Genomic DNA, 13,407 nt, shown 5'->3' with positions numbered 1-13,407 from the left:
GTCAGACACAATAATTAGGTGTGTTACTGTCATATAGGGGTGCGATGTTCTGATCTGCAATGACTGGCCGGAAAATATCTTACTAACGGTCATGGCTGCGGCTCAGACGCTTTCCAAAGTTACGCGCTTCACCTGCCTGCCAATCCGCGCTACCCCTCTTGCGGAGAGAGGACTCTGTATGAAAAAATGGCTGGCGCGTGCCGGATGGGTGTCACTGACCGCAGTTCTGGTAACTTTGGTGGGGCTGATGGTGTGGGAACCGCTGCTCGCCGAAAAAGGCAACGATCCCGCCGATACCGCGCAAAACGGCTATCAGGCAGAAATCATCCGTAGCGAGTTTGGGGTGCCGCATATTTACGGCAAGACGGACGCAGATGTCGCCTTTGGTGTGGCTATTGCCCATGCAGAAGATGATTTCTTCACTCTGCAAGATGTGATCGCGATGGCGCGGGGCCGGTATGGGGCGATGGCGGGCGAAGAAGGCGCGCAGGTTGATTATGTCTATCACCTATTGGATGCGCGCGGGACAGCCGAGCGGCACTATGCGGGCATACCTGCCGAAACGCGGGTCTTGTTTGAAGCCTATGCCACCGGTCTCAATCAATTCGCGGCCGAGCATCCGGATGAAATCCGGTTGGGCAATTTGTTTCCGGTAAATGGCAAGGATGTGGCGACAGGCTTTGCCTTGCGCCAACCATTCTTCTTCGGCCTCAACAATGTGATTGGCCCGCTGGCCGCTGGTGAACCGCTGCGCAAAGAATTTGGTCCGGCAATACCGGGCCATGAACCTTCGGACAGCGCGGAACCCATCATGGATGGAGCTGGCACCAATGAAACTGCCGCTGCGCTGCCGATCCATATGGGTCAGGACGGCGCGATGGCAGGGTCCAATGCATGGGCAATTGCTCCGGCAAAATCTGGCGACGGTGTGACACGGCTTGTGTCCAACAGCCACCAACCCTGGCGCGGCGGTGTCGCTTGGTACGAACTGGTCGTGCAAAGCGAAGAAGGCTGGCATTATGCTGGGGCAAACTTTCCCGGCAGCCCGTTCCCGTTTCTGGGCCACAATGAACATCTGGGTTGGACCAACACAGTCAACCGGCCCGACATGACCGATGTCTATCGGCTGGAACTGGACGAGAGCGGAACGCGCTATCGGCTGGACGGTGAGTGGCAGGAGCTGGAGAGCAAGACTGTCACTCTGGCGGTAAAAATGGGGCCGCTGGTCCTGCCCGTTCGTCAAACCGTCCATCGCAGCGCACACGGCCCGGTGATCATCAATGATAATGGCGCCTTCGCCATCCGTTATGGCGGAATTGATAATCTTGGCGCGCTCGATGCGTATTATAAGCTCAACAAGGCGGAAACTCTGGAGGAATGGGAAGCCATTCTGGCGCGGATGGACATCCCCTCCACCAACTTCATTTACGGCGATAAACAGGGCAATATCGCGTATGTCTATAACGCTGCTATTCCCGATCGCCCCAAAGGCCCGAACTGGCGCGGGATATTGCCGGGTGATGATAGCAGTCTGATTTGGACAGGACCGGTCGATTACAGCGTTCTACCCAAACTGATAAATCCGGGCAGTGGCTGGGTCTATAACGCCAACAACCAGCCATATTCCGCAGCAGGCCCTGCTGACGATATTGACCCGGACAGCGTCGCACCGGAACTGGGTGTGGAATTGAAAATGACCAACCGCGCGCGGCGGACGGAAGAACTGATGGCGCAGTTCGATATTATCGACCGCCCAACATTGGAACGGATCAAATATGATATGGGATATATCCGCGCGGATTATGTCGATGTGATGATGGACGGTGTTGAAGCGCTGGATGTGTCCAGCGATCCCCAGCTCGCCAAGGCGCAAGCATTGCTCGCCAGCTGGGATATGACGTCAGACAATGTCGGGAAAGCAGATGCGCTGGCGCTCTTGATGATCCGCCCATGGATGGGCGCGGAATATCAAAACTATCCTTTGCCCGATGCACAGGAAGAACTGCAAAAGGCATCAGACCATTTGATGGAGCATTTTGGCACTCTGACACCGCCCATGTCCGACTTGCTGCGGCTGCGACAAGGGGATGTGGATCTACCGCTCGATGGCGGCAGCGACACCTTGCGCGCCTCCACCTTGTGGGATGTGGACGAGGATGGCCGATTGTCTGTCCGCCACGGCGACAGTTTCATCATGTTTGTGGAATGGGCACCGGGCCAGAAAGTACGATCGGAATCGATCCAGCCCTATGGCGCAGCAACCACGCGGCCCGGCAGCCCGCACTTCGCAGATCAGGCCAAGCTGTTCGTCCGGAAAGAATTGAAACCGGTCCATTTCTGGCGCGAAGATGCGTTACGAAACGCCGCCAGCCGAAAAACTGTCAGCAGCCAATAATCAGCGCGGCATAATAGCATTTAAGGGACTATCACGATGCACTTCAAATCCATCACCCGCTGGGCCACGACCAGCGCACTTGTTCTGTCACTGGCTGCAACACCTGCGCTGGCTCAAAATGCTCCACCAACAGAGCAAGCAGTTCAATCGGTAGATGCCGCCGCACCCGCGCCGGTATCGGAACTGATTGATGCGGTGTCGATACCGTATGACCAATTTGAGCTAGCCAATGGGCTGACCGTGCTTGTCCATGAAGATCGCAAGGCACCCGTGGTCGGTGTTTCTGTTTGGTATAATGTCGGTTCCAAGCATGAGCCGAAAGGCAAGACAGGTTTCGCGCATTTGTTCGAGCATTTGATGTTCAATGGCAGCGAAAACGCCCCGGGCGATTTCTTTGAACCGATGCAGCAAATCGGCGCGACCGACCTCAACGGTACCACATGGTTTGACCGGACCAATTACTTCCAGACTGTTCCGACCGGCGCGCTTGACCGTACCCTGATGCTGGAAAGCGACCGGATGGGATATCTGCTGGGAGCTGTCACTCAGGAGAAGCTCGATAACCAGATCGGCGTTGTCCAGAATGAAAAGCGTCAGGGCGACAACCAGCCCTATGGCTTGGTCGAATATGAGCAGCTGGAAAACCTATACCCGTCCGGCCATCCCTACCACCACTCCACAATCGGTTCGATGGATGACCTATCCTCTGCCACTCTGGATGATGTGAAGCAGTGGTTCCGCGACAATTACGGGCCCAATAATGCGGTTCTGGTGCTTGCTGGCGATATCGACACTGCAACAGCAAAAGCAAAAGTGACCAAGTGGTTCGGCGCGATCAAACCAGGGCCGGAAACACCCACGGTCAATGCGCCCGTGCCAACGCTGGATGAAGCGAAGTCCAAAACGATCTATGATAAAGTCGCGACCCCGCGCATCTACCGCATGTGGGCTGTGCCGGGCCTCGACAACCCGGACAATCTGCCGCTTGCGATGGGGGCGACCGTTTTGGGCGGGCTGGCCTCTTCCCGTTTGGATGACGCATTGGTCAGGGGCAAAGGTCTTGCAGTGCGGGTTGTCGCCCGTGCCGATATTTTTGCGCAAGCAGGCCAGTTCATCGTGTATGCCGATGCCAAGCCCGGCGTCGATACCGGCCTGTTGGCGGCGGCCTTGGACGAGGAAATCGCCAAATTTATGGCCGAGGGTCCGACCGATGCAGAGATCCAGCGGGCAACCACGGTCTATGCCGCCGGCCAAATCCGCGGATTGGAGCAAGTTGGCGGGTTCAGTGGTAAAGCGCCGGTCCTGGCCCAAGGCTTGCTCTATGAAGGATCGCCAGCCGCTTATAAAAGCACGCTGAAGCGCGCTGCGGCCCTGACCCCAGCAGAAGTTCAGCAAACGACAGCAAAATGGCTATCGCGTCCCGTGTTCGAACTGATCGTAGAACCGGGGGACCGCCAAGAGGGCGGGGAGAACCGCGCGGGGTTTGTTGTCTCACCCGAAGGTAGCGGCCGCCAACCAGCCTTCTACATCAACCCTGTGACCCAGCAGGGTTCTGCGGCCCTATCACAGGTACCAGAGGCGGATAGGTCTGAGCTGCCACCCATTGGCGAGCTGAAAGCGCTCGATTTCCCGACGATTGAGCGCGCCACCTTATCCAATGGGATGAAAGTGTTCTTTGCCCGGCGGGATGCAGTTCCGACCGTTAGCGTAAGAGTGTCATTTGACGCAGGATACGCTGCCGATCCCGAAAATCGCTTGGGGCTGCATTCTCTGATGCTCAGCGCGATGGATGAAGGCACCAGCAGCCTCACCTCCTCGCAATTGGCGGTTGAGCGGGAAAAGCTGGGCGCCAATATCTTCGGCAGCGCCAATGCCGACACGACCTTTTTCGGAATGGATGCGGTGACCCCTAATCTTCAGGGATCACTGAACCTGCTTGCAGATTACATCCGCAATCCAGCCTTTGATGAGACGGCGCTGGAACGTGTTCGGGCGCAACAGCTCACGCGCATCACCGGTGAATTGAACAGCCCTGCCGCCATCGGCCAACGGGTGCTGGCACCGATATTGTTCGGGCCGCAACATCCCTATGGCAATCCGCCATCGGGCACCGGCAGCGCGGAAGTGGTTGCCGCTGTAACACGCGAAGAACTGTTCGATTTCCACCGCAACTGGCTCCGTCCTGATCTTGCTAATGTCTTCGTGGTCGGTAACACAACACTGGCAGACGCGGTTGCGCAATTGGAAGCCAGCTTTGGCGACTGGGCGGTTCCAGAAGTTGCCGCACCGGTCAAAAGCTACGATGCACCCATCCCCGCACCGCAGCCCAAGATCATTCTGGTCAACCGGCCCAATTCCCCGCAATCGATCATCTTCGGTGCCCGTGTTCTCGATCAGAAAGGAACAGACGACCTAACCGTCATGCGCGCTGCCAATGAAGTGTTTGGCGGCGGCTTCCTAAGCCGGATCAACATGAACTTGCGCGAGACAAAGGGTTGGTCTTACGGCGTTCGGAGCTTGATCCAAGCGCCGCAAGATCGCACCACATTCCTCATCTACGCGCCAGTTCAGGCGGATCGCACTGGCGATTCCGTTGCCGAGCTACGCAAAGACCTCACGTCCTATGTCAGCGGCAACGGCGTGACGGAAGAGGAGCTGACACGGCTCATCAATGGCAATGTTCGCGAGCTACCCGGACAGTTTGAAACCAGCGGCGATGTGCTGGGCGGGTTGGTCAATATCGTCACGTTTGAACGGCCAGACGACTATTACGAGACATTGGCGAAAAAATATTCTGCACTGACCACGCAGCAGCTCGACGCTGCGGCATCGCAGTCATTCAAGGGGGATGATCTGGTATTTGTGATTGTCGGTGATGCAGAGATTGTACGGCCACAACTTGACGCGCTCGGCCTTCCTGTAGAAGTACGGGGAACACCAAGCCAATAAGACCGTTTTTAACGAATAATAGGAGAATGAATATGTCCGTATCTGGCACCTTTGACTGCGTAACAAAAAGCCCAATGGGCGACCAAAAAAGCGTTGTGACCATCGTTGATAATGGCGACGGCACATTTTCCGGCACTAACGCTGGTGCAATGGGCGGCATGGATCTGGAAGATGGCAAAGTAGACGGCAACACGCTGACTTGGACCATGAACATGACCGTTCCCATGCCGATGAAACTGGAAGGTACAGCCACTGTAGACGGCGACACTCTGACCGGTAGCGTGAATGCAGGCGCATTCGGCACAATGGCGATGACCGGCGTTCGTCAGGGCTAAGCCCAACCGAACATACAGTTCTTACAGAACAACAAAAAGCCCCGCACTCTGCGATAGAGTGCGGGGCTTTTTTATACGCCCGACAAACGCTTAACCGGCCGGGCCGCCGGTTTCAGGGGCGGCTTCAGGGGCCGGTTCTTCAACCACCGCCTCTTCACCATCAGTAGATGCTACAGCCTCATCCGCCGCTTCCATATCATCGCCAATTTCTTTGGCTTCTTCAGCCTCCAAAACTTCGACCTCACCAAGAGTAATCATGGAATCGCCTTCATACCGGAAGACGCCCTCAACTGGCATCAACCGGTCGACTTCCAAACCGAACCAATTGGGTAGGCGGGAAATCGGGCGCATAGCCGGAAACACCACACGATCCTGCGGCAAACGCTGATCCGATTTGGCCTTTTCAACGGGCAACAAACCAGTGGTCGTCAACTCTTCAGGCATCTCTAACGGTGTCTTTGGGCGTTCTTCCTTGGGTAAGTTCGCCAGCATATCGACAAAGGGATAATCCAGGCGGACAGCAGCAATCTGGCCTGCTTCTACGTTGATGGCGACGGTGCCCATGCACACACACGTTCCCATGGCGCCGCCATTCGGGTTGAAAAATGCGTTACCGTAAAAGACATATTCACCCTCTGGCACCGCATAGAGATAAATCGACACATCATCATTGTTGAACCGTCCTTGCGGTCCGATGGCCAGATTATGTTCTAGCTCAAAAGGTGTAATGCTGAAATTGCCTTCGGTCGGTTCGACAGGCGGCTCCGGTTTGCGCCCGCTGCGGATTTTGCGCCATTTTGCCAGATCGTTTTCGTACCGTTTTTTACGGCTCACATACTTCTTCTGTGCCTTCGCAAATTCTTCCAAGCGCATCTTCTCCCAGATCGCTTGTTCCTCTTCATTTGGAAGCTTCATGAAGGAGACATTGGTCATCCGGTCATATTCGACCAGGATGTAGGCCTTGCTCTCGTCAAACGGGAATTCAGGCTTGTCTGAAATGCGTTCCGGCTTGAATTCAAACGGGCTTTTCGCCGCACTGGCCGGCACCGAAAATAGCATCGACGTCGCCAGAAACGCTACTGACAGAGTTTTGGAAAACGCGTTCATCGGCCTAACTCCTCAGTTGCCGGTTTTGGCCCCGATGCCACTTTCGCTTGCTGAATAATCGCGCCCTGCCGAATATGTTCAGCCTCGCCCGAAAATCCTTCTTCAAAATTGAACCTCTGCCAGAGGTCTTTTTCCAAGCCGTATCGTTCATAGCCTTTGAAATTCATACAGCGCCGCAGATTTACGCGGCGAATGCGCCGCTTCTCGGCAGAGCCAAAGATAGCGGCGGCAATAGCATTGCCGATCACCCCGCCCGCAGCGCCAGCCAGCCCGCCATAGGGGCTGTAAACATCCTGATAGCCCATTCCGGAATTCAAGCCCCGGGCAAGTGAATCGCAATCACGAATATCCGCCAGCGCCTCTTCAAAGCTGACATCTTCGCGGTGGAAATAGAAATATTTGTCGTAAGTATCGGCCGTTTCCGGTGTCGAGACATATTCAAGATCAGGATATGGAACTTCCACCGGATCGGGCACATACGCCATCGCGTCCGCATCACTCAATGATGCATCAAGCAGATATTCTGTATTGGAATCGTCAGCCATTGCCGGCACAGCCGCAAAAATTGCGACAGTGCCAATGGCACTACACAGTGTATTTCGCATTTTAACAGGTTCCCTCACACGCCTGAGCGGCGCGTGAGGAAAATACTACGTGTCAGAATATTTTGGCAAGCAAATATGTATCTGCTGCCGGGGGAAAATCACTTCCCGTATTGCTTCACGTGGCCGTCAAAGTCGCCTTTCGCGAGTAGCTTGGCTTGCTTGACCCACTCATCGCGCTGAATACGCCCCTTGAAACTACCCAGATAGCCATCGACCTCTTTGACATCGGCGGCTTTCCACGCGGCTATCTGATCCCAGCGTTTCACACCAAGCGAATTGCACAGTTTTTCAAGCTTTGGACCAATGCCTTTGACTTTTTTGAGGTCATCGGGCTTGCCCACGGCCGCAGCGATTTTTGGCTTTCCTTCGGACACGGTCCCACCCGCGGCGAGAATCTTCGCTTGGCCGACCCAGTCATCGCGGTCGATCCGGCCCTTCATTTTCAGATATTGGTCAACCTCTGCAATGTCGGCCTTTTTCCATTTGGCAATCTGGTCGAACCGGCTCACCCCCAGCGACAGGCACAGATCATTCAGCTGCGGACCGATCCCTTTGATCCGCGTCAGGTCATCAGGTTTACCGACCGCTGCCGCGATTTTCGGCTTCGGTTTCGATGCCGCCTTGGGTGTTGCTTTGGCCTTGGGCTTCGCCTTCGGCTTCGGTTCTGTATCCAGCTCAGCCACGGCCAAGGGTTTGACAGGCACCGCAGGTTCCGGCTTCAAATCTTTCGGCGGAGCAGGCTCAGCCGCGCTGGTGGTCGCCGCTGCTGCAGCGCCAGTGGCGGCAGCGGCCGCAGCAGGAGCGGTATAATTCGTTTCATGATCGGCATCGCTATCCGCATCATAATCCGCCTCTACATCGGGCGTGCGGCCCCAAATCCACCATGCTGTCGCAAGGCCGATAATGAGCGCAATGATGAACGGAATCGGGTTCGCTGTAATAAGTGATAACATAGTTCAGTCTCCCCCGGCGCTTACGCGCGCTTCCAAATAAAACGGCCAATCACAACGCCGATCACAAATGCGATCATCAGCAAAATCCAGCTTTCGAGTAGCAATGGCATCTTATTCTCCCCCTTCCGCAGCATCGGCAGACGCGCCGCCAGCGCTTACAGTAAATTCAATCCGGCGATTGGCTTCATTGGCCCCGTCACCCGGCACTTTCAGCTGGGTCGATCCGAAACCGGTGGCTGTAATCCGGTCTGCTGCCACGCCGCGTTCGGTCAATGCCGCTGCGACAGCATCCGCGCGGCCTTGGCTCAAATTCTGGTTCACTTCGGCGCTGCCGGTGGCATCAGTATGCCCGCCAACAGCCACCGTCATGCCGCTGCAGTTCTTCAATGCGTCAGCGACCTCGGTCACCACCGCAAGAGACGAATCGGGCATGAATGTACTGCCGCTGCGGAAGTTGATCGATTTTTCTGCAATAGCAGCATCCACGCCGGTCTGGCATTCGGTCACCGCCGCTGCGGTGGCTGCATCGCCTGCATCACCGTCACCATCACCGCCAGCGCCAGCGCCAGCATCATCGCCTTCGCCAGCCCAACGGACTTCAGAGACGCCGTCCACTCCGCGTACAGCGGCTTCGGCGGCTGCGCGTTGCTCGTCGCTTAGGCCTTCGCCAGAAAGCACAGCCACACGGCTGAGCGCCGGCTCTGTCTCCATGGCAACGGTCACGCCTTCAACTTCGGCTCCGGCTAAGGCGGCAGTTGCGCCCTCGCCCAAACCTGCGACATATTTCTCTCCGCCAGCGGCGTGCGCGCCCCAAGCGAGCAGTGACGTCGCCGCCCCGCCGATCAGTAATTTTGCTAGATTCGTCATGCGATCCCCCCAATTTCGTAGTTAATAGGAAGTTACCGCCTGCCACGTGAATTGCAAATGACCGAAATGTAAAATGAATCTCGATCGCTGAAATCGTCCCAAAAGGGGATTCAGAAGCGCCCTTGCAACGCCTGATATGCGGCCGCGGTGACAGTATTCGCCAAATTGAGCGAGCGGACTTTGTCGGACCGCATCGGCAGCTTAACCAACTGATCTCTATGCGCCTCCACAATGCCGGATGGCAGCCCTTTGGTTTCCTGCCCGAACACCAGATAGGCATCGGCGGGATAGTCCGGCTCGTAAAAGCTGCGCGGGGCATATTCTTCAAACAGGAACATCTGGTCCACGCGCGGAGCACGCTCGCCAATAAACGCATCCCAGCTGGCAAATTCCACCAGCCGGATATGCCGCCAATAATCGAGACCTGACCGCTTCACGCGCTTGTCCGAAATATCAAAGCCGAGCGGATGGATCAGGATCAGCTCCATATCCAGTGCCACGCAGGTGCGCCCGATTGCGCCCGTATTGCCGGGGATTTCCGGCTCGACGAGAACTATAGACGTCAGCCCAATTTGCCTTTCAGCAATTCGTTGACCACTTGCGGGTTCGCCTTGCCCTGCATCGCCTTCATCGTTTGACCGACGAAGAAGCCGAACAGCTTGTCCTTACCGGCCTTATATTGTTCGACCTTGTCCTGATTGGCTTCGAGGATCTTGTCGATTTCCGTCTCAATCGCGCCTGTATCGGATAGCTGTTTCAGCCCTTCCGTCTCGGCAATTTCAGCGGGCTCACGGCCGGTTTTCAGGACAATCTCGTAAATTTCCTTGGCCTGACTGCCGGAGATATCGCCCGCGCCCTGCATACCGAGAATGGCCGCTTGCGCTTCGGCAGTGGCGTATTCGAGGTTGGCCTCATCACCGAGCGATTTCACCACGCCCGGCGCGGTGGACATGGACCAGTTGGCAACCGTGGTGGCGATTTCACTTTCGGGCTTCCCCAAATGCTTGGCAGTAATGCCCAGCAGCGTTTCAAACCTCGCGAAGGTTTCCACCTCCACCGTCAGCACCGCTGCATTATATTCGCTCAGGCCCAGCTCCTCGATATAGCGGGTGCGCTTGGCATCGGGCAATTCGGGCAGGCTCGCGCGGCATTCCGCCAGGAAGGAATCCTCCAGATTCACCGGCAGCAAATCGGGATCGGGGAAATAGCGGTAATCATGCGCGTCTTCTTTGCTGCGCATGGAGCGTGTTTCATTCTTGTCCGGATCATACAGGCGGGTTTCCTGAACAACCTCGCCGCCATCTTCGATCAGATCGACCTGACGGCGCACTTCGCTTTCGATCACTGCCATCACAAAACGGACCGAGTTGACGTTCTTCGTCTCTGTGCGCGTGCCTAGTTCGGTCGAGCCGACTTTGCGGACCGATACGTTGACGTCCGCACGCATGGAGCCTTGCTCCATATTGCCGTCACACGACCCGACATAGCGCAGGATCGAACGCAGCTTGCGCACATAGGCACCGGCTTCTGCGGGCGAGGTCATGTCAGGCTTGGACACAATCTCCATCAGCGCGACGCCGCAGCGGTTGAGATCGACATAAGACATGGTCGGGTGCTGGTCATGCATCAGCTTACCCGCATCTTGCTCAACGTGAATACGCTCGATCCCGATGATCTTGTCCTCTGGGATACCCGCCTTCTCGTCCTTCTCGATCAAAAGCTGACCCTCGCCCACAATGGGGTGATAGAGCTGGGAGATTTGATAGCCCTGCGGCAAATCGGCGTAGAAGTAGTTCTTCCGGTCGAACCGCGAATATGTGTTTATCTCGGCTTCGATCGCCATGCCGGTCCGTACCGCTTGGCGGATGCATTCGGCGTTGGGCACAGGCAGCATTCCGGGCATCGCGGCGTCGATCAGCGATACCTGCGTATTCGGCTCCGCGCCAAAAGTCGTATCCGCGCCGCTGAACAGCTTGGACGCCGAAGTGATCTGCGCATGGACCTCAAGGCCGATCACGACCTCCCACTCGCCCGTTGCGCCTTGGATGCGGTAGTTACTCATTTTGTTTTGTCCGATTTCTTGAAAGCTTCTTCCAGAACCCCATCAGGTACACGCGCTGGCGGAGTACCATCAACTGGCAAACCCGTGCCAAGATTATGCGGTGTGCGGCCCATCCGGTGCATTGTAGCGAACTGCTTTTCCCAAAACTTCGATCCTTGAGCGACGAAGAAACGGAGCAACAACGTAGAACACAACCAGCCTACGACTATAAATGTATACAGCATGTATTCGCTAAATAGTGAGTTCCAAAAAAATCCAGCTAAGAGCAAAGATATTACTGGGACGAAATACATCAAACGGACAATATTGGTTGATCTAATTCCAAAATCCGATGCATTCAAATCTGTGCCTGGAACATTCGTATTCTCCAATGATCTCATCTGACGGATAAAGATCATAGATGAAAGAAATGCAGTATGAGAGATGCAGACTAACAGTAATAACACCCCGTTTCCAAAAACCGGTTCAAGGTTTACGATCTTAAATCCAAAATAGGCGCTTAACATTGCGCCAAATACTACGTTGGCAGCGTCGTCCCAAACACTCAATCCATGCTGATTTTGAGCTAAAAACAAGCTTCGAGAAAACTTCCCATCCCTGAGCCAAGCAGATTGCAATTCAGATTCTAGAAAATATTTCTCATCTGTCACCACCACTTCTCCGGCTTCGCGGTGAACCCGGCACGCTCTTCAATCGCGAGGCCAGCGTTCATTACGCCTTGCTCGTCAAAGGCTTTGCCGACGATTTGCAGGCCCAGTGGCAGACCTTCCGAATTCACACCGCATGGCACTGACATCGCAGGAAGTCCGGCAAGCGAGGCGGGCACCGCAAACACGTCGTTGAGATACATGCCCAGCGGATCGGCCGACTTCTCGCCAAGACCGAAGCTGGCAGTTGGCGTAGTCGGCGCGAGGATCACATCGCACTCTTTGAATGCATTCTCGAAATCCTGCGCAACCAATGTGCGGATTTTCTGCGCCTGTGTGTAATAGGCATCGTAGAAGCCCGCGCTGAGCACATAAGTGCCGATCAGGATGCGGCGTTTGACCTCATCCCCAAAGCCTTCTGCTCGGGTCGCAGCGTACATATCCTGCAAACCGGCACCCTCTGGCAGATCGCGCAAACCGTACCGCACACCGTCATAGCGCGCGAGATTGCTTGAGGCTTCCGCCGGGGCAATGATGTAGTAAGCAGGCAGCGCATATTTGGTATGCGGCAGGCTGATATCGACCACTTCCGCGCCCGCATCTTTCAGCCACGCAATCCCGTTATCCCAGCTTTGCAGGATTTCAGGATCGGTGCCGTCCATCCGGTATTCACGCGGAATGCCGACTTTCTTACCCTTAAGGTCCGAATTCAGCGCCGCTTCCCAATCGGGAACGGGCAGATCGAGGCTGGTCGCATCCTTGGGATCAAACCCTGCCATCGCGCCGAGCATAATCGCGCAATCGCGCACATCATGCGCCATCGGGCCAGCCTGATCGAGGCTGGAAGCAAACGCCACCACGCCCCAACGGCTGCACCGGCCATAGGTCGGCTTAATACCTGTAATGCCAGTAAAGGCCGCAGGCTGGCGGATCGACCCGCCAGTATCGGTACCTGTCGCCGCAGGCGCGAGGCGCGCAGATACTGCGGTTGAGCTGCCACCCGAAGAACCACCCGGACTCATCGGAGTGTTTGCCCCATCAGGGCGGCGCCACGGCGAAGTGACATTGCCGAAATAGGACGTCTCGTTGGAACTACCCATCGCGAACTGGTCAAGGTTCAGCTTGCCCAGCATCCCCGCGCCAGCGGCCCAAAGGTTGCTCGACACGGTGCTTTCATATTCAGGCGTAAAGCCTTCGAGAATGTGGCTCGCGGCAGTGGTCTGCACGCCTTTGGTGGCGAACAGATCCTTCATGCCAATCGGCACGCCCGCCATGCTGCCCAATTCCTTGCCAGCCGCGCGGTCGGCATCGACAGCATCCGCCGCCTCCAGAGCCTTCTCCGGCGTGGTGACGATAAAGGCGTTGAGTTCTTTTGCGGCAGCGACATTGGCGTTGAACGCCTCCGCCACTTCGCGTGCGGTGAAATCGCCATTTGCAACGCCATTGCGGATGGCTGCGACGCCAAGATCGGTTAGGTTGGTCATATC

11 protein-coding genes are annotated in these 13,407 nt (G+C 56.1%); 3 read left to right on the top strand and 8 right to left on the bottom strand.

Features of this window, described 5'->3' with window-relative positions; genetic code table 11:
• Positions 1–178 precede the first annotated feature (178 nt).
• The 3 genes from HKD42_RS01520 to HKD42_RS01510 are packed head-to-tail and all read left to right on the top strand — an operon-like array spanning position 179 to position 5,679.
• Positions 179–2,395 carry an acylase gene (locus HKD42_RS01520; RefSeq protein ID WP_170009643.1) on the top strand — a complete coding sequence of 739 codons (2,217 nt, stop codon included), beginning with the start codon at positions 179–181 and terminating at the stop codon, positions 2,393–2,395.
• 36 nt (positions 2,396–2,431) lie between these two features.
• On the top strand, positions 2,432–5,344 hold the full coding sequence (locus HKD42_RS01515; RefSeq protein ID WP_170009641.1) for a M16 family metallopeptidase: 2,913 nt from the start codon (positions 2,432–2,434) through the stop codon (positions 5,342–5,344).
• A 32-nt stretch (positions 5,345–5,376) separates the two neighbouring features.
• Positions 5,377–5,679 carry a hypothetical protein gene (locus HKD42_RS01510; RefSeq protein WP_170009639.1) on the top strand — a complete coding sequence of 101 codons (303 nt, stop codon included), beginning with the start codon at positions 5,377–5,379 and terminating at the stop codon, positions 5,677–5,679.
• A gap of 90 nt (positions 5,680–5,769) precedes the next feature.
• Here the strand turns inward: HKD42_RS01510 and HKD42_RS01505 are convergent, their stop codons facing one another.
• The 8 genes from HKD42_RS01505 to gatA form a co-directional block, all read right to left on the bottom strand.
• Positions 5,770–6,786, bottom strand: coding sequence for a hypothetical protein (locus HKD42_RS01505; protein ID WP_170009636.1), 1,017 nt, complete (start codon positions 6,784–6,786; stop codon positions 5,770–5,772).
• On the bottom strand, positions 6,783–7,331 hold the full coding sequence (locus HKD42_RS01500) for a hypothetical protein (RefSeq protein ID WP_170009634.1): 549 nt from the start codon (positions 7,329–7,331) through the stop codon (positions 6,783–6,785). Before HKD42_RS01500 ends, HKD42_RS01505 begins: the two co-directional genes overlap by 4 nt.
• A 158-nt stretch (positions 7,332–7,489) precedes the next feature.
• On the bottom strand, positions 7,490–8,344 hold the full coding sequence (locus tag HKD42_RS01495; RefSeq protein ID WP_170009632.1) for a hypothetical protein: 855 nt from the start codon (positions 8,342–8,344) through the stop codon (positions 7,490–7,492).
• Between the two features lie 111 nt (positions 8,345–8,455).
• Entirely contained in the window at positions 8,456–9,211 is a 756-nt protein-coding gene (locus HKD42_RS01490) for an OmpA family protein (RefSeq protein WP_170009630.1), read from the bottom strand.
• 110 nt (positions 9,212–9,321) lie between these two features.
• Positions 9,322–9,768 carry a tRNA (cytidine(34)-2'-O)-methyltransferase gene (locus HKD42_RS01485; protein ID WP_343042249.1) on the bottom strand — a complete coding sequence of 149 codons (447 nt, stop codon included), beginning with the start codon at positions 9,766–9,768 and terminating at the stop codon, positions 9,322–9,324.
• A gap of 5 nt (positions 9,769–9,773) precedes the next feature.
• Positions 9,774–11,273 carry an Asp-tRNA(Asn)/Glu-tRNA(Gln) amidotransferase subunit GatB gene (gatB, locus tag HKD42_RS01480; protein WP_170009628.1) on the bottom strand — a complete coding sequence of 500 codons (1,500 nt, stop codon included), beginning with the start codon at positions 11,271–11,273 and terminating at the stop codon, positions 9,774–9,776.
• The gene (locus HKD42_RS01475) at positions 11,270–11,923 is read right to left on the bottom strand and encodes a hypothetical protein (RefSeq protein ID WP_170009626.1); all 654 of its coding nucleotides are present in this window, start codon (positions 11,921–11,923) and stop codon (positions 11,270–11,272) included. Before HKD42_RS01475 ends, gatB begins: the two co-directional genes overlap by 4 nt.
• Positions 11,920–13,404 (bottom strand): Asp-tRNA(Asn)/Glu-tRNA(Gln) amidotransferase subunit GatA, encoded by a 1,485-nt coding sequence (gene gatA, locus HKD42_RS01470; protein WP_170009624.1) that lies wholly within the window; start codon positions 13,402–13,404, stop codon positions 11,920–11,922. The genes HKD42_RS01475 and gatA overlap by 4 nt, the downstream gene beginning before the upstream one ends.
• Positions 13,405–13,407 lie beyond the last annotated feature (3 nt).

The organism is Pontixanthobacter rizhaonensis (genome assembly GCF_012972675.1).
Classification (GTDB): Bacteria; Pseudomonadota; Alphaproteobacteria; order Sphingomonadales; family Sphingomonadaceae; genus Pontixanthobacter; species Pontixanthobacter rizhaonensis.
Note: the sequence above shows the minus strand (reverse complement) of the source record. Positions and strands in the feature narration are given on the sequence as shown.